18 protein-coding genes and 1 pseudogene are annotated in these 24,444 nt (G+C 73.7%); 15 read left to right on the top strand and 4 right to left on the bottom strand.

The genetic code is table 11. The annotated features are described in order from the left end of the window. Window positions 1–102: 102 nt before the first annotated feature. Window positions 103–3,009: an FAD-binding and (Fe-S)-binding domain-containing protein gene (locus IEY78_RS27695; RefSeq protein WP_189102805.1), complete on the top strand. Its 2,907-nt coding sequence runs from the start codon at window positions 103–105 to the stop codon at window positions 3,007–3,009. Window positions 3,010–3,084: 75 nt separating this feature from the next. On the opposite strand, the gene IEY78_RS27690 is transcribed toward IEY78_RS27695, so the two are convergent. The 3 genes from IEY78_RS27690 to IEY78_RS27680 all read right to left on the bottom strand — a co-directional run bounded on the left by IEY78_RS27690 (window position 3,085) and on the right by IEY78_RS27680 (window position 5,434). Continuing rightward, on the bottom strand, window positions 3,085–3,633 hold the full coding sequence (locus IEY78_RS27690; RefSeq protein ID WP_189102803.1) for a DUF3291 domain-containing protein: 549 nt from the start codon (window positions 3,631–3,633) through the stop codon (window positions 3,085–3,087). 273 nt (window positions 3,634–3,906) lie between these two features. After that, on the bottom strand, window positions 3,907–4,596 hold the full coding sequence (locus tag IEY78_RS27685; RefSeq protein WP_189102801.1) for a hypothetical protein: 690 nt from the start codon (window positions 4,594–4,596) through the stop codon (window positions 3,907–3,909). A 169-nt stretch (window positions 4,597–4,765) separates the two neighbouring features. Continuing rightward, window positions 4,766–5,434 carry a TetR/AcrR family transcriptional regulator gene (locus IEY78_RS27680; protein ID WP_189102800.1) on the bottom strand — a complete coding sequence of 223 codons (669 nt, stop codon included), beginning with the start codon at window positions 5,432–5,434 and terminating at the stop codon, window positions 4,766–4,768. A gap of 180 nt (window positions 5,435–5,614) precedes the next feature. Between IEY78_RS27680 and IEY78_RS27675 the strand changes: the two genes are divergently transcribed. From IEY78_RS27675 to IEY78_RS27665, 3 genes are read left to right on the top strand one after another with little or no spacing between them, the layout of a single operon-like run. Beyond that, complete coding sequence (locus IEY78_RS27675) at window positions 5,615–5,857, top strand: ferredoxin (RefSeq protein ID WP_372509287.1); 243 nt, start codon at window positions 5,615–5,617, stop codon at window positions 5,855–5,857. Then, window positions 5,854–7,227 (top strand): NAD(P)/FAD-dependent oxidoreductase, encoded by a 1,374-nt coding sequence (locus tag IEY78_RS27670; protein WP_189102799.1) that lies wholly within the window; start codon window positions 5,854–5,856, stop codon window positions 7,225–7,227. Before IEY78_RS27675 ends, IEY78_RS27670 begins: the two co-directional genes overlap by 4 nt. A 13-nt stretch (window positions 7,228–7,240) precedes the next feature. Then, window positions 7,241–8,458 (top strand): cytochrome P450, encoded by a 1,218-nt coding sequence (locus IEY78_RS27665; RefSeq protein ID WP_189102798.1) that lies wholly within the window; start codon window positions 7,241–7,243, stop codon window positions 8,456–8,458. 70 nt (window positions 8,459–8,528) lie between these two features. Here IEY78_RS27665 and IEY78_RS27660 read toward each other — a convergent pair whose 3' ends face one another. Continuing rightward, window positions 8,529–9,401 (bottom strand): LysR family transcriptional regulator, encoded by an 873-nt coding sequence (locus IEY78_RS27660; RefSeq protein WP_189102797.1) that lies wholly within the window; start codon window positions 9,399–9,401, stop codon window positions 8,529–8,531. A gap of 181 nt (window positions 9,402–9,582) precedes the next feature. Here IEY78_RS27660 and IEY78_RS27655 point away from each other — a divergent pair, with 181 nt between their 5' ends. The 11 genes and pseudogenes from IEY78_RS27655 (at window position 9,583) to IEY78_RS27605 (ending at window position 24,002) form a co-directional block, all read left to right on the top strand. After that, a complete protein-coding gene (locus IEY78_RS27655) occupies window positions 9,583–10,470 on the top strand; it encodes an EamA family transporter (RefSeq protein ID WP_229700211.1) in 888 nt (295 codons plus the stop codon). Window positions 10,471–10,813: 343 nt separating this feature from the next. Beyond that, window positions 10,814–11,443 carry a GPP34 family phosphoprotein gene (locus IEY78_RS27650; protein WP_189102796.1) on the top strand — a complete coding sequence of 210 codons (630 nt, stop codon included), beginning with the start codon at window positions 10,814–10,816 and terminating at the stop codon, window positions 11,441–11,443. Window positions 11,444–11,853: 410 nt separating this feature from the next. Continuing rightward, entirely contained in the window at window positions 11,854–13,389 is a 1,536-nt protein-coding gene (locus tag IEY78_RS27645; RefSeq protein ID WP_189102795.1) for an alanine/glycine:cation symporter family protein, read from the top strand. 244 nt (window positions 13,390–13,633) lie between these two features. Beyond that, window positions 13,634–14,437: a TIGR03084 family metal-binding protein gene (locus tag IEY78_RS27640; RefSeq protein WP_189102794.1), complete on the top strand. Its 804-nt coding sequence runs from the start codon at window positions 13,634–13,636 to the stop codon at window positions 14,435–14,437. Next, window positions 14,434–16,194 (top strand): acyclic terpene utilization AtuA family protein, encoded by a 1,761-nt coding sequence (locus IEY78_RS27635; protein WP_229700208.1) that lies wholly within the window; start codon window positions 14,434–14,436, stop codon window positions 16,192–16,194. The genes IEY78_RS27640 and IEY78_RS27635 overlap by 4 nt, the downstream gene beginning before the upstream one ends. Then, a complete protein-coding gene (locus tag IEY78_RS27630; protein ID WP_189102793.1) occupies window positions 16,191–17,789 on the top strand; it encodes an acyl-CoA carboxylase subunit beta in 1,599 nt (532 codons plus the stop codon). Before IEY78_RS27635 ends, IEY78_RS27630 begins: the two co-directional genes overlap by 4 nt. A gap of 7 nt (window positions 17,790–17,796) precedes the next feature. Beyond that, window positions 17,797–19,719 (top strand): acetyl/propionyl/methylcrotonyl-CoA carboxylase subunit alpha, encoded by a 1,923-nt coding sequence (locus tag IEY78_RS27625; protein WP_189102792.1) that lies wholly within the window; start codon window positions 17,797–17,799, stop codon window positions 19,717–19,719. A 57-nt stretch (window positions 19,720–19,776) separates the two neighbouring features. Further along, entirely contained in the window at window positions 19,777–20,940 is a 1,164-nt protein-coding gene (locus IEY78_RS27620) for an acyl-CoA dehydrogenase family protein (protein WP_189102791.1), read from the top strand. A gap of 122 nt (window positions 20,941–21,062) precedes the next feature. Then, window positions 21,063–22,627: pseudogene (locus IEY78_RS27615) on the top strand (AMP-binding protein). Beyond that, a complete protein-coding gene (locus IEY78_RS27610) occupies window positions 22,624–23,394 on the top strand; it encodes an enoyl-CoA hydratase family protein (protein WP_189102790.1) in 771 nt (256 codons plus the stop codon). Before IEY78_RS27615 ends, IEY78_RS27610 begins: the two are co-directional and overlap by 4 nt. After that, window positions 23,382–24,002 (top strand): TetR/AcrR family transcriptional regulator, encoded by a 621-nt coding sequence (locus IEY78_RS27605; protein WP_189102789.1) that lies wholly within the window; start codon window positions 23,382–23,384, stop codon window positions 24,000–24,002. Before IEY78_RS27610 ends, IEY78_RS27605 begins: the two co-directional genes overlap by 13 nt. Window positions 24,003–24,444 lie beyond the last annotated feature (442 nt).

The raw sequence follows: 24,444 nt of genomic DNA, 5'->3' as shown, positions 1-24,444 counted from the left end.
GGGATCGGCCGCCCGCCCCGCCCGGAATCCATCCCCCCGCTATCCGCAAACAACGGCCCCGCCGACGGGCCATGACCCCGTCGTAGTGGGCAGGCTGGGGACATGGCTGAGCGCACGGAGACGGAGAAGCGGAATCTGGCGAAGGAGTTGGCGGCCGCGGTGCGGGGGGAGGTCTCGTTCGCCGCGGCCGACCGGGCACTGATGACGATGGACGCGTCGAACTACCGGCGGGTGCCGCTGGCGGTCGTCGCGCCCCGGGACGCCGAGGACGTGGCGGCGGCGCTGCGGGTGTGCCGGGAGCACGCGGTGCCGGTGGTGCCGCGCGGCGGCGGGACCAGCATCGCCGGACAGGCGACCGGGGTGGGCGTGGTGCTGGACTTCACCCGGCACCTGAACCGCATCGTGTCGCTGGACCCCGCGGCTCGCACCGCCGTCGTCCAGCCCGGCGTCATCCTGGACGACCTGCGGGCGGCGGCCGGCGCCCACGGGCTGACCTTCGGCCCCGACCCCTCCACCCACAGCCGCTGCACCCTCGGCGGCATGATCGGCAACAACTCCTGCGGCTCGCACTCGGTGGCCTGGGGCACCACCGCCGACAGCGTCCGCGAGCTGGAGCTGCTGACGTACGGCGGCGAGCACGTGCGGGCCGGGCGCGGCACGGACCGCACCGGCGCCCCCACCGGTCTCCCGCCGCGCCTGCGGGACGGCGTGAAAGCGCTGGTGGACGCCGAGTTGGCGCTGCTGCGCACCGGCTACCCCGACCTTCCCCGGCGGATCTCCGGGTACGCCCTGGACGCGCTGCTCCCGGAGGCCGGCACCGACCTCGCCCGCGCCCTCACCGGCAGCGAGGGCACCCTAGGGGTGCTGACCGAGGCGACGGTGCGGCTCGTGGAGACCCCCGCCGCCCGGGCCCTCGCCGTCCTCGGCTACCCCGACGAGAGCGCCGCCGCCGAGGCCGCGCACACCCTCCTGCCGCACCACCCGATGACCGTCGAGGGCATGGCCGCCGACCTGGTGGGCGACGCGGCCGGGCTGCCCAAGGGCGGCGCCTGGCTGTTCGTGGAGATGGGCGGCGCGAGCCCCGGCGAGGCGGCGGCCCGCGCCGAGGCGCTGTGCCGGGCGGCCGCGGACGGCACCACCGACCACACCCTCGTCACCGACCCGGCCGGCCAGCGCACGCTCTGGCGGATCCGCGAGGACGCCTCCGGCACCGCCACCCGGCTGACGGACGGCAGTGAGGCGTGGCCCGGGTGGGAGGACTGCGCCGTCCCCCCGGCCCGACTCGGCCCGTATCTGCGGGACTTCCGCGCCCTGCTCGCCCAGCACGGCCTGCGCGGCACCCCCTACGGGCACTTCGGCGACGGCTGCATCCACATCCGTATCGACTTCGACCTGCTGACCGACCCCGGCATCCGCCGCTTCCGGGAGTTCTCCTACGGCCTGGGGGAGCTGGTCGTCGCGCACGGCGGCTCGCTCTCCGGCGAACACGGCGACGGCCAGGCCCGCGCCGAACTCCTCCCGAAGATGTACGGGCCCGAACTCGTCGGCGTCTTCGAGCGGTTCAAGTCGCTCTGGGACCCGGCCGCCGGCCTCAACCCCGGCATGCTGGTCCGCCCCGCCCGGCTCGACGAGAACCTCCGCTTCGCGCCGCTGCCCAAGAACCCGGTCCCCGTCGAGTTCGGCTACCCGCACGACCACGGCGACTTCTCCGCCGCCGTCCGCCGCTGCGTCGGCGTCGCCAAATGCCGCAACACCACCACCGCGCCGGGCTCGGCGGACGTCATGTGCCCGTCCTTCCGCGCCACCGGCGAGGAGCAGCACTCCACCCGGGGCCGGGCCCGGCTGCTGCACGAGATGCTCTCCGGCGAGGTGATCACGGACGGCTGGCAGTCGCCGGAGGTACGCGACGCCCTCGACCTGTGCCTGTCCTGCAAGGGCTGCCGCAGCGACTGCCCCGTGGGCGTCGACATGGCCACCTACAAGGCGGAGTTCCTCCACCACCACTACGAGGGCCGGCTGCGGCCCGCCGCCCACTACTCCATGGGCCGCCTCCCGCAGTGGCTGCACGCCGCCGCCCCCGTGGCCCCCGCCCTCAACGCGCTGGCCCGTACACCCCTGGCCGCCGTCGGCAAACGCCTCGGCGGAATCGCCCCCGAGCGCCCGATCCCCGCACTCGCCACCGAGACCTTCACCCGCTGGTGGTGGCACCGCCGCCGGACCACCGGCGCACCTCATGGCACCTCCGGCCGCACCGTCGTCCTCTGGCCCGACACCTTCACCAACCACCTCTCCCCGCAGGTCGGCCACGCCGCCGTCCGCGTCCTGGAAGCCGCCGGCCTGCGCCCCCTCCTCCCCCCGACCGCACCCCCGCGCACGGGCATGCCGGCCCGCCTCCCGCGCCGCCACCGCCCCCTGTGCTGCGGCCTGACCTACGTCTCCACCGGGCAGCTCGACCGGGCCCGCGCCGTCATGCGCCGCACGGTGGACGTGCTCGGCCCCCTCCTGCGCGACGGCCGCCCCCTGGTCGTTCTCGAACCCAGCTGCGCCGCCGCCCTCCGCACCGACCTGCCCGAACTCCTCCCCGACGACCCCCGCGCTGCCCGCCTGGCCCGCTCCGTACGGACCTTCGCCCAGGCCCTGGAGGAACTGGCCCCCGACTGGCGCCCCCCGCGCGTCGACCGCCCCGTCGCCGGCCAGACCCACTGCCACCAGCACGCGGTCCTGGGCGACGCCGCCGACCGCCGTCTGCGCGAACGCGCCGGCCTCACCGGAACGTTGACCGGCGGCTGCTGCGGCCTGGCCGGCAACTTCGGCTTCGAACGCGGCCACTACGACGTCTCGGTCTCCTGCGCCGAGGACCAACTCCTCCCCGCCGTACGCGAGGCCACCCCCGACACCGAAATCCTCGCCGACGGCTTCTCCTGCCGCACCCAACTGGACCAACTGGCCAACCGCCCGGGACGCCACCTGGCAGAGGTACTGGCGGAGGCGCTGGGGGAGGAGGCGTGAGGTCCTGGCGCGGCGACCTCCGCGACTGACCGGTCACGGAGGCTGCCCTCCGCTTCCCCTACGGGACGCCGTCCCTTACGGGACGTCTTTGATCCTGGCCGGAGTTCCGTCCGGAGTTCCGTCCGGGGTGAACGCGTGGCGGAAGGTGAAGGCGTGCGGCGCGGAGCCGTGCTCGCGGAGGTGTTCCAGCCTGGAAACCCCGTCCTGCCAGGTGGGTATCACGCCGTCGGGGACCCACCAGCACACATAATTCGGGTGTTCGGTCCGCTCGAACCAGTCGTAACGCCTGTTCAGCGCCTCACGGTGCAGACCGGTGTAGACGGCGTCGAGGGCGGAGCGCAGGTCGGTCCAGAGCGAGAGGGTCGCGTCCAAGGCGGCGGTTCCCACCGCTCGGCCCTTGCCGTACCAAGCCGGTACGGCGAACTCTCCCCACACACCCCAGTCCAAGTCGAAGTGTGTGCCCCGCCCGCGGTCCGCCGCTTCCGCACGGGCGAGGTACCCAGGGTGCTCGCTGATCTTCCGGTAGATGGCCTCGCCGCTGTCGTGGAGTTCGCGCGTGAGAGGCCCGGGATCGTCGAGAGGCGACTTCAGGACGCCGAAGGTGTACAGCACAAGATGAGGCATGCGTCTCTCCCTGATTGGGGCTGCCTGGCGTGGACCGGGTTCGACGGCTTACGCACGGGGGCGAGGAATCGCGGGCCGTGACCCACTCATCCCGTCGCGGGTGATCCAGCCCGAAGCAACTCCCGCGCGACCGTGCCCGATCGCCGAAGACCAGGCGAAGGTAGCGACCTCCGCGAACCCTGTCGAAGTTGCGTTTTCCCTGGCCGAATGGCCTCTCGCACACCGGTCAATGGCCTCTCGTCCACCGGTCATTGCGGGGGCTGGGGCGGTGCCTCAGGTCGGCGCGTGTGCCGCTTGCTCGTTCGTGGGCGCCGGGTCGGTGAGCAGGAAACGGCTGTGGGCTTTGGGGCCGAGGGTGGCGGTGGTGAGGAAGAGGGCTGCGGCTACGGCGAAGGTGGCGTCGGGGAGGTAGGGGGTGAGGAGGAGTTGGGCTAGCAGCGCGGTGGTGATGAGGGTGAGTTTGGTGGCGATCAGGCGTGGTGCGGAGAGGGCGGGTTGGGTCGCGGGGTGGGTGGTGGCGGTGCGGGTGCGGTGGGCGTGGCGGATCTGGGCGGGGATGCTGGCGAGGAGGAGCAGGAAGCCGAGGGCCGGGAGGACCGGGGAGCGGGCGGCCTGCGGGTCCAGCAGGTGGCCGAGCAGGAATCCGGCGCCGAAGGCGATCGTGACGGCGGCGATCCGTGCCGTGATCAGCTGGGCGATGATCCGGCCGGGGCGGGCGCTCTCGTAGAGCTTGTGGGTGAGGTGGCGGTTGGCCCGCAGGAGGAGGGGCGGCAGGATCAGCAGGATGACGAGGGTGCGCAGGGCGTGTTCCCAGGCCGGTGCGTTGCCCTCGCCGCACCAGGTGAAGGCCATCCACAGGCCGATGCCCACGTAGCGCAGGCGGAGTTTGCGGGCGGTGGTGGCGGTGGTGGCGGTGGTGGCGGAGGCGCCGTCGGGGGCCGGGGTGTGGCGGGGTGCGTTCATGAAGGTGGCGTCCTTCGGGTGGCAGGAGGAGTGCGCTCACGGGGCGCTGCGGCGTGCGGGTGGACGGGCCGCAGCGCCCCCGCGGTCAGCTCGGCGGCCGACCGTCATTCCGTCATTGCTGCCGGGGCGGCGCGCTCCTGCGGGGGGGCGGGCCGCTCGGGAGGTGTGATCAGGCGGTGTCGTCGGTGTCGGAAGGGGCTGCCGCGCCGGTGCGGATGCCGGTGAACAGCCACCTCAGGGCGTCGCCGAAGAGTTCCTCGGGCACGCTGGCGGGGTCGATGCGCCGCTGGCGCACCAGGCCGCCGAAGAGGGCCGCCACCACCGTCGCCACGGCCTCGGCGGAGACGTCGGCGGGGGCGTCGTGCCGGGTCAGGGACGTGCTGATGACCTGCTCCAGCGCGTGGCGGGGTGCGCGCTGGTTGGCCGCCATGGTGTCCAGGACCTCGGGGTTGCGGACCGCGTAGAGCCAGAACTCGGCCTGGAGCGGCGCGAAATCGGTGTCCTTGTCGGCGACGGCGATCAGCAGCCGGCTGAGTTCGGCGGCGGCCTCCCCGGTGCCCGACGGGTGGCGCTCCAGCGCCTGGGCGGCCTCGGCGATGCGGTCGGTGTGGCGGTCGGCGAGCAGTTCGAGGAACAGCGCCTCCTTGCTGCCGAAGTTGGAGTACAGCGCGCCGATGGAGAACCCCGCCGCCTCGGCGATCTCTTCCACGGAGGCGCCGGTGAAGCCCTTGCGGGCGAAGACCCGGGCCGCCGCGTCCAGCAGCAGCGACCGGGTGCGGGCCTTGGCCTCCGCCCGGCTCAGGCGCCGGCGGGCGGGTGCAGCACTCTCAGCGTTCATGTGGCCGAGGCTATTCAGATAGGGATCGCTATGTCAAAGCTCGGATAGCGTGTACAGTCCGAATAGCAAGCACTATTTGAATGTTGCCCGCTATCGCAGTTCGGGCCACCGGCGACCGGCCGCACAGGGCCCGGGAACCGCCGCATTCGGCCCCCTGACCAGCAAGGAAAGGGAAGAGAGATGAACACGCAGCCCCTGCGGCTGGTGGTGGACCTGAACCGCTGCCAGAGCTACGGACAGTGCGTCTACGCCGCCCCGACCGTCTTCCGGTTCCACGACGAGGAGTCGCTGGAGTACGACTACGCACCCGACGCCGGTGTCCGGCGCGAGGTGGAGCGCGCCGCGGTCGCCTGCCCCGTGCAGGCGATCACGCTCGGCGGGGCCACCGAGCCCGCGCCCGTCGCGTGCGGGGACGACCGATGACCGGGGCGGGCGCGGCAGGGCTGCGTACCGGCCGGGTGGTGGTGGTCGGCGCCTCGCTGGCCGGGTTGCGTGCCGCCGAAGCCCTCCGCGACGAGGGGTTCACCGGCGACCTCACCTTGATCGGGGAGGAGCCGCATGCGCCGTACGACCGGCCGCCGCTGTCGAAGGCGGTGCTGACCGGCCGGCTGGCCTGCGACCACATCGAACTGCCCCGGATCCGCGACATCGGCGCCCGCTGGCTGCTGGGCACGCCCGCCACCGGGCTGGACGTGCCCGGCCGCCGGGTGGAACTCGCCGACGGCCGGCAGCTGGCGTACGACCGGCTGGTGATCGCCACCGGCACCCGCGCGCGCCGCTGGCCCGTCGAGGCCGGCGGCGGGCTGGCGGGCGTGCATGTGCTGCGTGCCCGCGAGGACGCCGAGCGGCTGCGCGGCGCGCTGGCGGCCGGTCCGCGGCGGGTGCTGGTGGTCGGCGGCGGCTTCACGGGTGGCGAAGTGGCCTCCGCCTGCCGGGAGTTGGGGCTCCCGGTGACGGTGACCCAGCGCAGCGCGGCCCCGCTGGCCGGTGCGCTGGGCGGGGTGATCGGCCGCGCCGCCGCCGACTGGTACCGCGAGGCGGGGGTGGACCTGCGGCTGAACACCACGGTCGAGGCCCTGGAGGGCGACTCCGCCGGCCGGCTGCGCCGAGCCGTGCTGTCCGACGGCACGGCGATGCCCGTCGAGGTGGCCGTGATCGCCACCGGCGCCGTGGCCAACACCGAGTGGCTGGCCGGCTCCGGGCTCGCCGCCGACCACCGCGGCGTGGTGAGCCGCGGCGACTGCCGGGCGGTGGCCGACTGCGGCAGCACGGCCGAGGACATCTACGTCGCCGGTGATGTCGCCCGCTGGCCCCACCTCCTCTTCCCGGGGCAGCTGCTGCGCCTGGACCACTGGGACAACGCGCTCGCCCAGGCCCGCACCGCCGCGCACAACCTCACCCGGGATCCGGGCGAACGGCGCGACCACCGGCCGCTGCCCGCCTTCTGGTCCCAGCAGTTCGGCCGCTACCTCAAGTCCGTCGGGGTGCCCGCCGTCGCGGATCAGGTCGCCGTCACCCAAGGGGCGCTCGACCAGCGGCGGTTCGTGGCCGCCTACGGGCTCAAGGGCAGGCTGGTCGGCGTCGTGGCGGTCGACTCCCCGCGCGTGCTGGACGGCTACGCGGCCCTCATCGAGGCCCGCGCGCCGTTCCCGCCCCGGCTGGGCGCCACCGACGGACCGGACCGGCTCGACCCCGTCGACGCCGACTTCCCCGGCCGCGATGCCGCAGGCGTCCCGCAACAGGACATCCACCCGCCGTCGGCCCCCGCCCCGGCCCAGACCGCACACCGGTGAACGGAGACCTCTCATGACACCTTCCACCACCACCCCGGCCACCGACCTCTTCGCCCAGGTCCTGCGCCAGGACCGGCGCGCTGACCCCTACCCCTGCTACGCGCAGCTCCGCCGCGATCCGGTCGTACGGATGGACGACGGCACCTGGCTGGTCAGCGGCTACCGGGAGATCAGGCAGCTGCTGCACGACCCGCGCAGCAGCGCCGACCGGCGCGACCCGCAGAACAAGGCCCCCCAGGCCGCCCGGAGCCTGCTGATGCAGGACCCGCCGCTGCACGACCAGCTGCGCCGCGTGGTCACCGAGGAGTTCGTCCCCCGCGTCATGGGCATGCGCGACCACCTCGGCGACCTGGTCTCCGGGCTCCTCGACGCCCATATCTCCGACCGCCCCGGGCGACTCGACGTCGTCGCCGATCTCGCCTACCCGCTGCCGGTCACGGTGATCTGCGAACTGCTCGGCGTGCCCCGCGAGGACGAGGCCCTCTTCGGCAGCATCGCCCGCCGCCTCACCCGCGGTCTGGATCCCGTCGACACCCAGACCGAGGAGGAACTCCGCGAACTCGACCAGGCGCGGAACGAGTTGATCCAGTACCTGGAAGGGCTGATCACCGAGCGCCGCGCCGAACCGGGCTCCGACCTGCTGTCCGGCCTGATGTTCCACCAGGACCCCGACGACGTGATGGGTCCGATCCAGCTGCGCGTCACCCTGGGGCTGCTGCTGATCGCCGGTCACGAGACCACCGTCAACCTCATCGCCAACGGCACCCTCGCCCTGCTGCGCAACCCCGACGCCCTCGCCCGGCTGCGCGCCGACCCCGACCTGGCCACCCCGCTGGTGGAGGAGGTGCTGCGCTACGACCCGCCGGTGCAGATGTCCGGCCGCAGCGCCCTGGCCGATATCGACCTCGGCGGCACCACCATCCCCGAGGGGTCCCGCATCCGCCTCCTGCTCGCCGCGGGCAACCGCGACGCCACCCGGTTCGAGGACCCCGACCGGTTCGTCCCCGACCGCCGGGACAACGCCCATCTCGGCTTCGGCGGCGGCATCCACTACTGCATCGGCGCCACCCTCGCCCGCGCCGAGGCGCAGATAGCGCTCACCGCCCTGGCCCGCCGGCTCCGGTCGCCGCGCCTGGTCGCCGACCCGCCGCCGTACCGGGAGAACGCCATCCTGCGCGGCCCGGAAAAGCTGCTGGTCGCCTTCGACGGGCTTGCCCCGGACGGTCGTTGAGGGCGCCACGGGCACAACCTCCGCGGTCGTCGGGGAGGACCCGCCGTGCCCGCGGCCCCTCCCCGGCTCCTCAGCCCCGCTCCGTCGCCGTCCCGCCCATCACCTCGTGTGCCAGCGTGATCAGGTCCCGGATGCGGGGGTGGCCCGGGCCGTCGCGCCAGGCGAGGACGACGGGGACGGGCGGGGCGTCGGTCAGCGGGACGTAGGACATCGCGGGGTGCGGGTGCATCTCGGCGGTGGCGGAGGTGGTGACGCCCACGGCGCGGCCGCCGGTGATGGCGGCCAGCCAGTCGTCGGTGTTGCCGATGGTGATCGACGAGGCGGGCCGGGCACCGGCCGGCCACAGGTCGAGTGTCGTGGTGCCGGAGACGGTGTTGAGGGCGATGGTGCGGTCGGCCAGGTCCGCTAGGGAGAGGGCGGCGCGGCCGGCGAGCGGGTCGTCGGCGGGGAGGCCGGCGACCCGGGGTTCGGTGGTGAGCCGCTCGGTGATCAGGCCGGGGGCGCGCACCTCGCCGCGCAGCAGGGCGGCGTCCACGTCTCCGCGGGCCAGGCCGGCCGTGCGGTCGTCGATGCGCAGGAGTTCCAGCGGGGTGCCCGGGTGCTCCTCGTGCCAGCGGCGCAGCAGCGCGGTGGTGTCCGTCCCGGCGGCCGACCAGGCGTGGCCCAGGCGCAGCGGCCAGTCGGTGTGGTGGGCGGTGGCCAGCGCCCGGTCGAAGGCGGTGACCGCGATCCGGGCCCGGTCGCGGAACGTCTCGCCGTCCGGGGTGAGCACGAGATGGTGTGTGGAGCGGTCGACGAGCCGGATGCCCAGCTCCTGTTCCAGCTGGCGCAGGGTGCGGGAGACGGCGGGCTGGGTCAGATGCAGCCGCTCGGCGGCGCGGGTGATGCTCAGGGTGTCGGCGATGGCGAGAAAGCAGCGGAAATGACGCAGCTCGATGCTCATGCGCGGGGAGCATAACAACAGGGAAAGTGGCATTTCACGGACCGAGGGCGGCCCGTAGCGTGGTGGCGTGAACGCTTCGCCCGAGAGCCCTGACGGCCGTGTACCCGCCGCCCCTGATGCCCCCACCGCGCCCGCCGCCGGTGAGGGCATTCCCTACCCCGTGCCGCCCTCGCCCGAGGTGCTGACGGCGGAGGCGCAGGCCGGGACCGCCGGGGCGGCGGGCGCGCGGGGGCGGATCGGGTCGGTGGCGCTGGTCATTGGCGGGATCGTCTCGCTGCAGTTCGGCTCCTCGGTGGCGGTGCTGCTCTTCCCGCGGGCCGGCGCGCTGGGCGTGGTCACGCTGCGGCTGGTGGTCGCCGCGCTGGTGCTGCTGGTCGTCTGCCGCCCGAAGGTGCGCGGGTACACCCGCGGCGACTGGGCGACGGTGCTGGCCTTCGGCGTCGCCCTGGCCGGCATGAACTCGCTGTTCTACCAGGCGATCGACCGCATTCCGCTGGGCGCCGCGGTCACCCTGGAGTTCCTCGGGCCGCTGATCCTGTCGGTGGCCACCTCGCGCCGGATGCTGAGCCTGGTGTGGGCGGCGCTGGCGCTGGGCGGTGTGGTGCTGCTGGGCCGGGAGGGGCTCGACGGGCTGAACCTCGCCGGGGCGGCGTTCGCGCTGGCCGCCGGCGGGCTGTGGGCCGCGTACATCCTGCTCTCCGCCCGTACGGGACAGCGCTTCCCGCAGGCGGACGGGCTGGCGCTGGCGATGACCGTCGCGGCGCTGCTGAGTCTGCCGCTCGGCATCGCCGGCGCGGGGACGGCGCTGCTGGACCCGGTCACCGTGGGGCTGGGCGCCGCGGTCGCCATGATGTCGTCGGTGCTGCCGTACACCCTGGAGCTGCTGGCCCTGCGCAAGCTCCCGGCCTCCGGCTTCGCCGTCATGATGAGCCTGGAGCCGGCCGCGGCGGCCACCGCCGGATTCCTCGTGCTGCACCAGGCGCTGGGCTGGGCCGAGGTGCTGGCGATCGGGCTGGTCGTGGTGGCGAGCGTGGGGGCGGTGCGCAGCGCGACGGGGGGCAGGCACTGAGCCTGCCGGGCGGACGGTTGTCGCGCCGAGGCTCCGCGGGCCGGGCGACAGGTCGCGGCGTGGGTGACGGGCCCGGCCGCACGGCATCGCGTGGAGGCGTGGGAAAAGGCCGACGCACCTATGCTGGGAAGGGAGAAGGAGGCATTCCCTCCTTCGCGGCATGCGGGCTTCCGCGTGCGAGCTTTCGTGCCCCGTGGGGGCGGGGTGGCGGGCGGCAACTCTGAGGTGCGGTGTGGCACTTGCCGCGTGACGCAGGAGTGTTTGCGATGAGCGCCTGTTCGACCAACCATCCGCGGTACGGGAAGCCGCCGGGGCGGCCTGCGGCGCCAGGGGCTGATCGGGGATGACCACACCGCGGGATCTGCTGATGGTGGCCATGGACACCGCGCCGGTGCGTGCCGTGGAGCGCGGCGATCTGGCGCTCGCGCTGGCCGCGGCCGAGGCGATCGACCTGCTGACGGCCCGCGCCATCGCGCTGGACGGCGAACGCCTCGTGCCCGGCTACCGGCCCGCCCTCACCGACCGCCTGCTGGACGAGGCGGCGTCCTCGGTGGTCCAGCAGCCGCCGTACGAGCCGATCGGCGAGTGGCTGTGGCGCAGGGGCCGCGGCCTGTCCGAGGCGTATCTGGCCGCGCTGGAGGCGGACGGCCAGCTGACCCGGCAGCGGCACCGCCGCTGGCTGCTGCTGCGGACCGACGAGGTGGTGCTGGTCGATACGCCCGCCCGTCGCGAGGCGGCGCACCGCTGGAGCTCCGGCGAACCCGTCCTCACCGCCCTGGCCGCGGCCGCCGGCATCGGCGCGGAGCGGCCCGACGAGGAGCGGCCCGACGAGGCACCGGACGCGATGGACGACGACGTGACGACGGTGATCACCGCCCTGGAGGACGCGGTTCAGGAGCTGGCGGCCGAACGGCAGCGGCGCGACCGGCGACGCGACGACGCGGCCGTGGACAACGTGCGCCGGGGCTACTGAGCGCCCCGGGGGAGCCAGTTCCCACTCCTCTCGCCCGGCCCCGGCAGCGACGCCGGTCCTCGGCGATCCGCGAGCTGCCCTCGCCGAGGGGGCGATCTTCCTCGGCACACGCCTGAGTAAGAGATCGATCTCGCGCGCCGAGGCATTTGGGAATTACCTGCCGCTATGTGAGGCACGTCACCCATGAAATGGTAAAGAGCGTGCTAAAACTTTGCAATACCGCAGCGGCTTCCCCCCTCGCCGTAGTGCGGAGTGCCGGCGCGCACCGGCAGCACGACCAGTGATCACGGTCCGGGTCCGCGGACCGTCCACCGCGGGTCGCCGATCGGACACCGGCGTTCGCTCAAAGACCGCACATCCACCGGTGCCACATCCCGTGCGCCGGTCCCTGCGCCATCGAGGTAGCCACCGTGTCTCTCGACGCATTCACCAGCTCCGTTGACAAAGCAGTCAGCTCGTTCTTCGAACCCATAGCCACCTGGCTCGGCGAAGTCGTCTTCTACTCCGTTCCTGTCGCCGGGACGGAGTTGCCCCTCATCGTCGCCTGGCTCGTCGTCGCCGGTCTCGTCTTCACCGGCTGGTTCGGGTTCGTGCAGATCCGCAAATTCCGGCTCGCCGTCGACGTGGTGCGCGGCAAGTACGACGAGAAGGGGTCGGCCGGCGAGGTCAACCACTTCCAGGCGCTGACCGCGGCCGTCTCCGGCACGGTCGGCCTCGGCAACATCGCGGGTGTCGCCGTCGCGGTCTCCATCGGTGGTCCCGGCGCGACGTTCTGGATGATCCTCTGCGGTCTGCTCGGCATGGCCACCAAGTTCGTCGAGGTCACCCTCGGCGTGAAGTACCGCGAGGTGCATGCCGACGGCACCGTCTCCGGCGGTCCGATGCACTACCTGCCCAAGGGCCTCGCCGACCGCTTCGGCAGCAACGGCAAGAAGTTCGGCAAGGTCCTCGCCGTTCTCGCCTCGGCCATGGTGCTCTTCTTCGGCCTCTTCGGCGGCAACCTGTTTCAGGTCAACCAGAGTTACGCCCAGCTCGTCTCCGTCACCGGCGGCGAGAGCGGAATCATGGGCTCCTCCGCCGGTGCCCTGTTCTTCGGTGTCCTCATCGCCGCGCTCGTCGGCATCGTCCTGCTCGGCGGCATCCGCTCCATCGCCCGGGTCACCAGCACGCTGGTGCCGGCCATGGCCGCCGTCTACATCGCCGCGTGCCTGGCCGTCATCCTGGTGAACGTCACCGCCGTCCCCGGCGCCGTCGCCACGATCATCGAGGGCGCCTTCCGTCCCGAAGGTGTCGCCGGCGGTGTCCTGGGCGCCCTGATCATCGGCTTCAAGCGGGCCGCGTTCTCCAACGAGGCGGGTCTCGGCTCCGCCCCGATCGCCCACTCCGCGGTCAAGACCAAGCACCCCGCCAGCGAGGGGCTGGTCGCTCTGCTGGAGCCGTTCATCGACACCGTCTTCGTCTGCACGATGACCGCGCTGACCATCGTCATCGCCAACCCCGCCAGCTGGCGCGAGGCCCGCGAGGGCGGGGACATCGGCGGTGTCACCATCACTTCCGACGCCTTCGGCACGGTGCTGCCCTGGTTCCCGTACCTGCTCACCGTCGCGGTCCTGCTGTTCGCCATTTCCACGGTGCTGACCTGGGGCTACTACTGCCTCAAGGCGTGGACGTACCTCTTCGGCCGCAGCCGGACCAGCGAGCTGACCTTCAAGGTCCTCTACACGCTGTTCGCCGTCGCGGGCTCCCTGCTCACGCTCCAGACCCTGATCGACATGGCGGATGCCGTGCTCTTCATGCTGGCCGTCATCAACATCATCGGCCTCTACCTCCTCGCCCCGGTCGTCAAGCGTGAGTTGAACTCCTTCCTGGAGTACGTCCGCGCCCGCAAGGCCGGAGAAAGCAGCGAGCCCGACGAGGACCGGGAGCCGGTGAAGGCCACCGTCTGACCGCCCCCGTGGCCCGGCTCCTCCCGCGGGGTCCGTATGCGCTCGCGCCGTGCGCCTACGGACCCCGCCGTCTTTCACGGCATCGGCCAGAAAATCATGCAGGCGTGCTTGATTGTTTCCTGTCGCGCTGCCACGCTCGGAGCGCACCCGCACCACACCGCACCCGCACGGCCGCAGCAGCGGCCGTCGCGCATGCCAGCATGCCCCGCTGCCACGGCAGTTGGGATGATGAGGGGAGTGTCGCGTGTCCGATCCCGGCGCCGTACTGGCGGATCTCAGGGCGGAGAGCGAGGAGTTGGACGCGCTGGTCGCCGAGCTGCCCGCCGCGCGCTGGGCGGCCCCGACGCCCGCCGAGGGGTGGAGCATCACCCACCAGATCGCCCACCTGGCCTGGACCGACCGGCAGGCGCTGCTCTCGGCCACCGACCCGGAAGGGTTCGCGCGCGCCGCCCAGGAGGCCTTCGCCGCGCCGCTGACCTTCGTCGACGAGGCCGCCGAGGCCGGGGCCCGCACCCCGCCGGGGCAGCTGCTCGACGACTGGCGGGCCGGTCGCGCACGGCTGCTGACCGCGCTCGCCGAGCGGCCGCCGGGCGAGAAGCTGCCGTGGTACGGCCCGCCGATGAGCGTGGCGTCGATGGCCACCGCACGGCTGATGGAGACCTGGGCGCACGGCCAGGACGTCGCCGACGCGCTGGGCGTCACCCGGGAGCCCACCGCGCGGCTGCGGCACATCGCCCGGATCGGGGTGCGCACCCGCGACTTCGCCTATGCCACCCATCAACTCGTGCCGCCTGCCGAGGAGGTCCGGGTCGAGCTGCGGGCGCCGGACGGCGGCGTGTGGGAGTACGGGCCGGCGGAGGCGGCGCAGCGGGTGACCGGGGAGGCGCGGGAGTTCTGCCTGCTGGTGACCCAGCGGGCGCACCGCCGTGACCTGCCGTCCCTGCGCGCCGAGGGCGCCGACGCGGAGCGGTGGCTGGGGATCGCGCAGGCCTTCGCCGGCCCGCCGGGCAAGGGGCGCGCCCCGTCGGGGAAGGGCCCCACGGCATGAGCGGCGCCCCCGGGCCCGGCGCTTCCGCCGGCGGCACCGGACCCGTGCGCCCCCTAGGTGCGGACCCCGACCTGCTCCGGATAGGCAACGCCTCCGGCTTCTACGGCGACCGCTTCGACGCGCTGCACGAGATGCTCACCGGCGGCCCCCTGGACGTGCTGACCGGCGACTACCTCGCCGAGCTGACCATGCTGATCCTCGGCCGCGACCGGCTGAAGGACCCCGCCCGCGGCTACGCCAAGACCTTTCTGCGGCAGCTGGAGGAGGGGCTCGGGGCGGCCGTCGAGCGCGGGGTGCGGATCGTCACCAACGCGGGCGGGCTGAACCCGGCCGGACTCGCCGATGCCGTGAGGGAGTTGGCGGACAAGGTCGGGGTTCCCGTACGGGTCGCGCATGTGGAGGGTGACGACCTGCTGGCCCGTGGGGGATGGGGCGAGGGGGTGCTGACCGCCAACGCCTACCTGGGCGGCGCCGGGATCGCCGCGTGTCTGCGGGCCGGCGCCGATGTGGTGGTGACCGGGCGGGTCACCGATGCCGCGCTGGTCAGCGGCGCGGCACAGGCCCACTTCGGCTGGCGGCCGGAGCAGTTCGACCAGCTGGCCGGGGCCATGGTCGCCGGGCATGTGCTGGAGTGCGGCACCCAGGCCACCGGCGGCAACTACTCCTTCTTCGAAGACCACGACGTGCGGCGGCCCGGCTTCCCGCTCGCCGAGATCGCCGCCGACGGCAGCTCGGTGATCACCAAGCACCCCGGCACCGGCGGCGCGGTCACCCTCGGCACGGTCACCGCCCAGCTGCTCTACGAGACCTCCGGCGCCCGCTACGCCGGGCCGGACGTGACCGCGCGGCTGGACACCGTGCGGCTGGCGGAGGACGGGCCGGACCGGGTCCGGATCGGGCCGGTGCGCGGCGAGGCGCCGCCGCCGACCCTCAAGGCCGGGCTGACCCGGCTCGGCGGCTGGCGCAACGAGGTCACCTTCGTGCTGACCGGGCTGGACGTGCCGGCCAAGGCCGCGCTGGTCCGCGGGCAGTTGGAGGCGGCCCTCGACGCCGCGGGGCACCGCCCGGCCGAGGTGCGCTGGACGCTGGCCCGCACCGACCACGACGACGCGGACGTCCAGGAGGAGGCCAGCGCGCTGCTGCGGCTGGTGGTGCGCGACGCCGACCAGGACGCGGTGGGGCGGGTGGTCAGCGGCGCCGCCGTCGAACTCGCGCTCGCCAGCTACCCCGGCTTCCACGTCACCGCACCACCCGGCAGGGGCACCCCGTACGGGGTCTTCGAGGCGGTGGCGGTGGACGCGGCCGAGGTGCCCCACCTGGCCGTCCTCCCGGACGGGACCTCGGTGCGCTGCCAACCCAGCGGCGAGAAGAGCGAGTTGGTGCGCCTGCCCGACCCGGAGCTGCCCGCGCCGCTGCCCGCCGCGGGCACCCGGCGGGCGCCGCTCGGCCTGGTCGCCGGTGCCCGCAGCGGCGACAAGGGCGGCGCGGCGAACATCGGGGTCTGGGCCCGCACGGAACAGGGCTGGCGCTGGCTGGCCCACGAACTGACCGTCGAGCGGCTGCGGCAGCTGCTGCCGGAGACCGCCGGCCTGCCCGTCGACCGGCACGTACTGCCGAATCTGCGCGCGCTCAACTTCGTCGTCGGCGGACTGCTCGGCGAGGGCGTCGCTGCCCAAGCCCGGTTCGACCCGCAGGCCAAGGCCGTGGGGGAGTGGCTGCGCGCGCGGCACATGGACATACCGGAGGTGTTGTTTTGACCGTGCTCGCAACCGGGCTCGACACGACGGGCGCCGAGTACACCGAGCGCCGGGCGCAGATGCTCGCGAAGCTGACGGAGGTCGGGTCCGCGCACGCCGAGGCGACCGCGGGCGGCGGGGAGAAGTACGTCGCCCGGCACCGCAAGCGCGGAAAACTGCTCGCCCGGGAGCGCATCGAGCTGCTGCTCGACCCCGACACCCCGTTCCTGGAGCTGTCGCCGCTCGCCGCCTGGGGCAGCGACTACCCCGTCGGCGCCTCGGTGGTCACCGGCATCGGCACCGTCGAGGGCGTGGAGTGCCTGATCACCGCCAACGACCCGACGGTGCGCGGCGGCGCCAGCAACCCCTGGTCGCTGAAGAAGGCGCTGCGGGCCAACGAGATCGCCTTCGCCAACCGGCTGCCGCTGATCTCGCTCGTCGAGTCCGGCGGCGCCGACCTGCCCAGCCAGAAGGAGATCTTCATCCCGGGCGGGGCGCTGTTCCGCGACCTCACCCGGCTGTCGGCGGCCGGCATCCCCACCGTCGCCGTGGTCTTCGGCAACTCCACCGCCGGCGGCGCCTACGTCCCCGGCATGTCCGACCACGTGATCATGGTCAAGGAACGCGCCAAGGTGTTCCTCGGCGGGCCGCCGCTGGTGAAGATGGCGACCGGCGAGGAGAGCGACGACGAGTCGCTGGGCGGCGCCGAGATGCACGCCCGCACCTCCGGCCTCGCGGACTACTTCGCGCTGGACGAGCCGGACGCGCTGCGCCAGGCCCGCCGGGTCGTCGCCCGCCTCAACTGGCGCAAGGCGCACCCGGATCCGGCCCCGGCCGCCCCGCCCGCGTACGACGAGGAGGAGCTGCTCGGCATCGTCCCCGGCGACCTCAAGGCCCCGTTCGACCCCCGCGAGGTCATCGCCCGGATCGTGGACGGCTCCGACTTCGACGAGTTCAAGCCGCTCTACGGGCCGAGCCTGACCACCGGCTGGGCGCGATTGCACGGCTATCCGGTCGGCATCCTCGCGAACGCCCAGGGCGTGCTGTTCAGCGCGGAGTCGCAGAAGGCCGCCCAGTTCATCCAGCTGGCCAACCAGCGCGACATCCCGCTGCTGTTCCTCCACAACACCACCGGCTACATGGTCGGCAAGGAGTACGAGCAGGGCGGCATCATCAAGCACGGCGCGATGATGATCAACGCGGTGTCCAACTCGAAGGTCCCGCACCTGTCCGTCCTCATGGGCGCCTCCTACGGCGCCGGCCACTACGGCATGTGCGGCCGCGCCTACGACCCCCGCTTCCTGTTCGCCTGGCCGAGCGCCAAGTCCGCCGTCATGGGGCCGCAGCAGCTGGCCGGGGTGCTCTCCCTCGTCGCCCGCGCCTCGGCCGCCGCCAAGGGGCAGCCCTACGACGAGGAGGCGGACGCCGGGCTGCGCGCCATGGTCGAGCAGCAGATCGAGTCGGAGTCGCTGCCGATGTTCCTGTCCGGACGGCTCTACGACGACGGGGTCATCGACCCGCGCGACACCCGAACCGTCCTCGGCCTGTGCCTGTCCGCCCTCCACACCGCCCCGGTCGAGGGCGCGCGGGGCGGCTTCGGCGTCTTCCGGATGTGAGGCAGAAGTGATCCGTTCCGTCCTCGTCGCCAACCGCGGCGAAATAGCCCGGCGCGTCTTCCGTACCTGCCGTGAGCTGGGCATCTCCACCGTCGCCGTCTACTCGGACGCGGACGCCGGCGCCTGCTTCGTCCAGGAGGCCGACACCGCCGTCCGGCTCCCGGGCGAGGCCCCCGCCGACACCTATCTGCGCGGCGACCTGATCGTGGCGGCCGCCCGGGCCGCCGGCGCCGACGCCGTCCACCCCGGCTACGGCTTCCTCTCCGAGAACGCCGGCTTCGCCGCGGCGGTGGCCGCGGCGGGCCTGGCCTGGATCGGCCCGCCGCCCGCCGCCATCGAGGCCATGGCCTCCAAGACACGGGCCAAGGAGCTGATGGCGGCCGCCGGGGTGCCGCTGCTGGCCCCCGTCGACCCCGGCGCCGCCACCGCGGCCGACCTGCCGCTGCTGGTGAAGGCGGCGTCCGGCGGCGGCGGCCGCGGCATGCGCCTGGTCACCGAACTCGCCGCACTTGACGAGGAGTTGACGGCCGCCAAGGCCGAGGCGGCGGCCGCCTTCGGGGACGGCGAGGTGTTCGTCGAGCCGTACGTCGTCGGCGGACGCCACGTCGAGGTGCAGATCCTCGCCGACGCGCACGGCACCGTCTGGACGCTCGGCACCCGCGACTGCTCCCTCCAGCGCCGCCACCAGAAGGTCATCGAGGAGGCCCCGGCCCCCGCCCTGCCCGACGACCTGCGGGAGACCCTGCACCGGGCCGCGGACCGGGCCGCGCGCGCCATCGACTACCGCGGCGCGGGCACCGTGGAGTTCCTGGTCTCCGCGGACGGCCGGGCCTACTTCCTGGAGATGAACACCCGCCTCCAGGTCGAACACCCGGTCACCGAGGCCGTCCACGGCCTCGACCTGGTCGCCCTCCAACTGCGGGTCGCCGAGGGCCGGCCCCTGGACGGCGAGCCGCCCCGGCCGCACGGACACGCCGTGGAGGCGCGGCTGTACGCCGAGGACCCCGCCGCCGACTGGCAGCCGCAGACCGGCACCCTGCACCGGCTGGCCCTGCTCGACGGCGTCCGGCTGGACTCCGGGGTGCGCGACGGCGACACCATCGGCGTCCACTACGACCCGATGCTCGCCAAGGTCATCGCTTGGGCGCCGACCCGCGACGAGGCGGTGCGCAAGCTGGCCGGCGCCCTGGAACGGGCCGCGATCCACGGCCCCGTCACCAACCGCGACCTGCTCGTACGCTCCCTGCGCCACCCGGAGTTCACCGACCCCGGCGCGCTGGACACCGGCTTCTACGACCGCAACCTCGCCGCGCTCACCGCGGACGGAGCGGACGGCGGCGGCGTCTTCGCGCTCGCCGCCGCCCTCGCCGACGCGGCCGGCCGCTCCCGCTTCGGGGGCTTCCGCAACGTCCCCTCCGGGCCGCAGACCAAGACCTACGCCTGCGGGGACACCGAGTACGCGATCCGCTACCGGCTCGGCCGGGACGGGCTGTCGGCCGAGGAATTCCCTGGCGTACGGCTGCTGACCCACGGCGCCGACGAGGTGGTGCTGGAGGTCGACGGCGTCCGGCGGCGGTTCGCGGTCGCGCGCCACGGCGACCGGGTCCATGTCGACGCGCCCCCGCTGAACGGCACGGACGCCCCCTGCGCCTGGACGTTCACCGCGCTGCCCCGCTTCCCCGACCCCGCCGCCCGCACCGAACCCGGCTCCCTGCTGGCGCCGATGCCCGGCACGGTCGTCCGGATCGCCCCCGGCCTGACCGAGGGCGACCGGGTCGAGGCCGGCCAGCCGCTGCTGTGGCTGGAGGCGATGAAGATGGAGCACAAGATCACCGCACCCGCCGCCGGCACCCTCACCTCGCTGCCCGTCCACACCGGACGGCAGGTCGAGGTCGGCACCCTGCTCGCCGTCGTCGACACCACGGCCTGACCCCGCCGCCTCCCTCACTCGCGCACCACCTCACCCACCGCACACATGGAGCCCGCCATGAGCAACCCTGTGATCGAGTCCGAGGAACACCGCGCCCTCCGCAGCTCCGTCGCCGCCCTCGGCAAACGCTACGGCCGGGAGTACATCGCACGGGTCGTGGCCGAGGGCGGGCACGCCGACGCGCTCTGGGCGGAGGCCGCCAAGCTCGGCTACCTCGGCGTCAACCTCCCCGAGGAGTACGGCGGCGGAGGCGGCGGAATCGCCGAACTCTCGCTCGTCCTGGAGGAGTTGGGGGCGGCCGGGTGTCCACTGCTGATGCTGGTGGTCTCGCCCGCGATCTGCGGCACGGTCATCGCCCGCTTCGGCACCGAGGCGCAGAAGCGGGAATGGCTCCCGGGCCTCGCCGACGGCACCCGCACCATGGCCTTCGGCATCACCGAACCGGACGCCGGCTCCAACTCGCATCGCATCACGACCACCGCCCGCCGGGACGGCGAGGAATGGGTCCTCAACGGCCGGAAGGTCTTCATCTCCGGTGTCGACATCGCCGACGCCACCCTGATCGTCGGCCGCACCGAGGACGCCAGGACCGGACGGCTCAAGCCCTGCCTGTTCATCGTCCCGCGCGAGACCCCCGGCTTCGGCCGCCACCCCATCGACATGGAACTGGCCGCCGCGGAGAAGCAGTTCGAGCTGACCCTGGACGAGGTGCGGCTGCCCGCCGGGGCGCTGGTCGGCGATGAGGACGCCGGGCTGCTCCAGCTGTTCGCCGGGCTCAACCCCGAGCGGATCATGACCGCCGCGTTCGCCCTGGGCATGGGCCGCTACGCGCTGGACCGGGCCGTCGACTACGCCCGTACCCGGCAGGTCTGGAAGGAGCCCATCGGCGCCCACCAGGCCATCGCCCACCCCCTCGCCCAGGCCCACATCGAGCTGGAACTCGCCCGGCTGATGATGCAGAAGGCCGCCCATCTCTACGACGCAGGCGACGACATGGGCGCCGGCGAGGCCGCCAACATGGCCAAGTACGCCGCCGCCGAGGCCGCCGTCCACGCCGTCGACCAGGCCGTCCACACCCTCGGCGGCAACGGCCTCACCCGGGAGTACGGCCTCGCCTCGATGGTCACGGCGGCCAAGGTGGCGCGGATCGCCCCGGTCAGCCGCGAGATGATCCTCAACTTTGTCTCACACCAGACGCTGGGACTGCCCAAGTCGTACTGAGCGCGCGATGCTGCTAGGCCGTGTCCGCCCGCCCGCCCGCCCGCCCGCCCGCCCGCCCGCCCGCCCGGCCGGGCGGCACCCTGCCGCCCGTCGTCCTCCCGCCCCGAAGGGAAAGGCCCAGGATGGTGTCCCATGTCTTCCGCAGCGAGTACGCCGACATCGCCCCCGTGGAACTGCCGATCCACGACGCGGTCCTCGGGAGGGCGGCGGAGTACGGCGAGCGGCCCGCCCTCGTCGACGCCCTCGACGGCACCACCCTCAGCTACGCCCGGCTCGACCACCTCAGCCGCCGGACCGCCGCCGCCCTCGCCGCCTCCGGCCTCCGCAAGGGCGACGTCCTCGCCCTGCACAGCCCCAACTCCGTCCTCTTCCCCGTCGTGTTCTACGCCGCCACCCGCTGCGGCGCGGCCGTCACCACCGTCCACCCGCTGGCCACCGAGGACGAGTTCAGCAAGCAGCTGACCGACTCCGGGGCCCGCTGGATCGTCACCGTGTCGGCGCTGCTGGACACCGCCCGCGGCGCCGCACGCAAGGCCGGCGGCATCGCCGAGATCCTCGTCTGCGACCGAGCCCCCGGGCACCGTGGCATCCAGGACCTGGCCGCCTGCACCGGCCCCGAACCCTCCGTCGCCCTCGACCCGGCCACCGACCTCGCCGCCCTGCCGTACTCCTCCGGCACCACCGGCGCCCCCAAGGGCGTGATGCTCACCCACCGCAGCATCGCCACCAACCTCGCCCAGCTCACCCCGCTGGTCTCCACCGGCCCCGACGACCGGGTGCTGGCCGTCCTGCCGTTCTTCCACATCTACGGCCTGACCGCCCTGATGAACGCCCCGCTGCGGCAGGGCGCCACCGTCGTCGTGCTGCCCCGCTTCGACCTCGCGCAGTTCCTCACCGCGATCGAACGCCACCGCATCACCGCCGTCTACGTCGCGCCCCCGATCGTGCTGGCCCTGGCCAAGGACCCCCGGGTCACCGACTACGACCTGTCCTCGCTGCGCTACCTCGTCAGCGCCGCGGCCCCGCTCGACGCCGACCTGGCCGCGGCCTGCTCCCGGCGCCTGGGCCTGCCCCCGGTCCTCCAGGCCTACGGCATGACGGAGTTGAGCCCGGGCACCCATGTCGTCCCCCTCGACGCCCCGCACCCGCCCCCGGGTACCGTCGGCAAGCTGATCCCCAACACGGAGATGCGGCTGGTCTCCCTGGAGACCGGCGCGGACGTGCCGCCGGGAGAGAGCGGCGAGATCCTGATCCGCGGCCCCCAGGTCATGAAGGGCTACCTGGGACGGCCCGCCGACACCGACGCGATGATCGACCCCGACGGCTGGCTGCACACCGGCGACGTCGGGCGGGCGGACGGCGACGGCTGGCTCCATGTCGTCGACCGCGTCAAGGAGTCGCCCCGGCCGACCTCGAAGCGCTGCTGCTCGGCCACGAGTCGATCGCCGACGCCGCCGTCATCGGCGTCCCCGACGCGGACGGCAACGAGGTCCCCAAGGCGTTCGTGGTCCGGCAGCGGGGGGCCCGGCTCAGCGAGGACGAGGTCATCACGTACGTTGCCGGGCAGGTGGCCCCGTACAAGAAAGTGCGCCGCGTGGAATTCCTGGACAGCGTGCCGCGCGCCGCCACCGGCAAGATCCTGCGGCGCGAACTGCGCGCCAGGGAAAGGAGCACGACGCCCCGATGACCGACGCCCCCGCGACCCCCCTGGTGCTGCGCTCCCACGAGCGCGGCATCACCACCCTGACCCTGGACTCCCCGCACAACCGCAACGCCCTCTCCACCCGCCTGGTCGCCGAACTGCACCAGGCCCTCGCGGACGCCGCCGCCGACCAGGGGACCCGCGCCGTCGTCCTCACACACACCGGCACCACCTTCTGCGCCGGCGCCGACCTCTCCGAGGCCACCTCGGGCGCGGCCACGGACGGACCGCTGGGCCTGGCCCGGCTGCTGCGCGGCATCGTGGCACTGCCCAAACCGGTCGTCGCCCGGGTCACCGGACACGTCCGGGCCGGCGGCCTGGGCCTGCTCGGCGCCTGCGACATCTCCGCCGCCGGACCGGGCGCCACCTTCGCCTTCACCGAGGCCCGCCTCGGCCTCGCCCCCGCCGTCATCTCCCTGCCCCTGCTGCCCCGCCTGGACCCGCGCGCCGCCGGCCGCTACTACCTGACCGGCGAGAAGTTCGACGCGGCCGAGGCGGCCCGGATCGGCCTGGTCACCCTCGCCGCCGACGACGTCGACAGCGGCCTGGCGCCCGTACTGGACGGGCTGCGCAAGGGCTCGCCCCAGGGCCTGGCCGAGTCGAAGAAGCTGGTCACCGCCCAGGTCCTGGACACCTTCGACCGCGACACCGAGGCGCTCGCCGAACGCTCCGCAGCGCTCTTCGGCTCCGCCGAGGCCCGCGAGGGCATGACCGCCTTCCTGGAGCGACGGGCCCCCGCATGGGCGCGCTGACCCCCGCCCGCGGCCCCAAGGGGCCCCAGCAGGAACGCAGCCGCGCCACCCGCCTCAAACTGCTGGAAGCCGCCGTCTCCTGCCTCGCCGAGCACGGCTGGAGCGGCAGCACGGTCTCCGTGGTCGCCGAACGCGCGGGCGTCTCCCGGGGCGCCGCCCAGCACCACTTCCGCACCCGCGAGGACCTCTTCACCGCCGCCGTCGAACACGTCGCGGAGAAACGCCGGAACGCGGTCAAGGCCGTCGCCCACAACCTCCCGCCGGCCGGCTCCGTCGCCCGCACCTGGATCATCGTCGAGGAACTCGTCGGCCTCTACACCGGCCCGCTGTTCCGCGCCGCGCTCCACCTGTGGGTGGCCGCCTCCGACGAGGAACAACTCCGGGAGCGGGTCACTGCCCTCGAAGCGAAGGTGGGCCGTGAGGCCCACCGAACGGCCGTGACTCTCCTGGACGCCGACGAATCCGTACCCGGCGTCCGGGAGACGGTCCAAGGCCTCCTCGACATGGCCCGCGGCCTGGGCCTCGCCAACCTCCTGACGGATGACTCGTCGCGGCGCGACCGGGTGGTCGAACAGTGGGCCAGACTCCTGGACGAGGCGCTTCGGTAGGGCCTCCTACGTTGTCGGCTTTCCCGCCGTGGGGGCTTCTCGCCGTTGCGCCTGCGGCGGGCGGTGGGTTGTTGGGTGCGGTGACGGACCTCCGGGGGTGGGTGTTCGGACTGCTTCGCTTTACGTCCGAACACCCACCCCCTCCGGCCCGTCCCCTCCCGTGGGGGAGTACGTAACGGTGGGTGGGGGCGGGCGTGGTGTCCGGCCAGAGCTTCGGTCCGTCGTCGGCTGTTTCGGTACGACCACGAGGCGCGCTCGCCCAGCCACATGCACCCCCACCGGCCTTTCCCCCACCCCTCAACGGGAGGGGCGGGCCGGAGGGGTCGGTGTGTGGGACGTAAAGCGAAGCAGTCCCACACACCGACCCCGGAGGTCCGTCACCGCACCCGACAGCCCCGCGCAGCGGCCCCCGCCCGCCGCAGGCGCAACGGCGAGAAGCCAC

This window comes from Streptomyces kronopolitis, assembly GCF_014646275.1.
Lineage (GTDB): Bacteria > Actinomycetota > Actinomycetes > Streptomycetales > Streptomycetaceae > Streptomyces > Streptomyces kronopolitis.
Note: the sequence above shows the minus strand (reverse complement) of the source record. Positions and strands in the feature narration are given on the sequence as shown.

Coding starts and splice junctions, on each gene's coding strand:
- IEY78_RS27650 (WP_189102796.1), top strand. CDS start 10,814: ATGACCACACCGCGGGATCTGCTGATGGTGGCCATGGACACCGCGCCG.
- IEY78_RS27680 (WP_189102800.1), bottom strand. CDS start 5,434: ATGAACGCTGAGAGTGCTGCACCCGCCCGCCGGCGCCTGAGCCGGGCG.
- IEY78_RS27660 (WP_189102797.1), bottom strand. CDS start 9,401: ATGAGCATCGAGCTGCGTCATTTCCGCTGCTTTCTCGCCATCGCCGAC.
- IEY78_RS27675 (WP_372509287.1), top strand. CDS start 5,615: ATGAACACGCAGCCCCTGCGGCTGGTGGTGGACCTGAACCGCTGCCAG.
- IEY78_RS27665 (WP_189102798.1), top strand. CDS start 7,241: ATGACACCTTCCACCACCACCCCGGCCACCGACCTCTTCGCCCAGGTC.
- IEY78_RS27610 (WP_189102790.1), top strand. CDS start 22,624: ATGACCGACGCCCCCGCGACCCCCCTGGTGCTGCGCTCCCACGAGCGC.
- IEY78_RS27695 (WP_189102805.1), top strand. CDS start 103: ATGGCTGAGCGCACGGAGACGGAGAAGCGGAATCTGGCGAAGGAGTTG.
- IEY78_RS27690 (WP_189102803.1), bottom strand. CDS start 3,633: ATGCCTCATCTTGTGCTGTACACCTTCGGCGTCCTGAAGTCGCCTCTC.
- IEY78_RS27620 (WP_189102791.1), top strand. CDS start 19,777: ATGAGCAACCCTGTGATCGAGTCCGAGGAACACCGCGCCCTCCGCAGC.
- IEY78_RS27685 (WP_189102801.1), bottom strand. CDS start 4,596: ATGAACGCACCCCGCCACACCCCGGCCCCCGACGGCGCCTCCGCCACC.
- IEY78_RS27670 (WP_189102799.1), top strand. CDS start 5,854: ATGACCGGGGCGGGCGCGGCAGGGCTGCGTACCGGCCGGGTGGTGGTG.
- IEY78_RS27635 (WP_229700208.1), top strand. CDS start 14,434: ATGAGCGGCGCCCCCGGGCCCGGCGCTTCCGCCGGCGGCACCGGACCC.
- IEY78_RS27605 (WP_189102789.1), top strand. CDS start 23,382: ATGGGCGCGCTGACCCCCGCCCGCGGCCCCAAGGGGCCCCAGCAGGAA.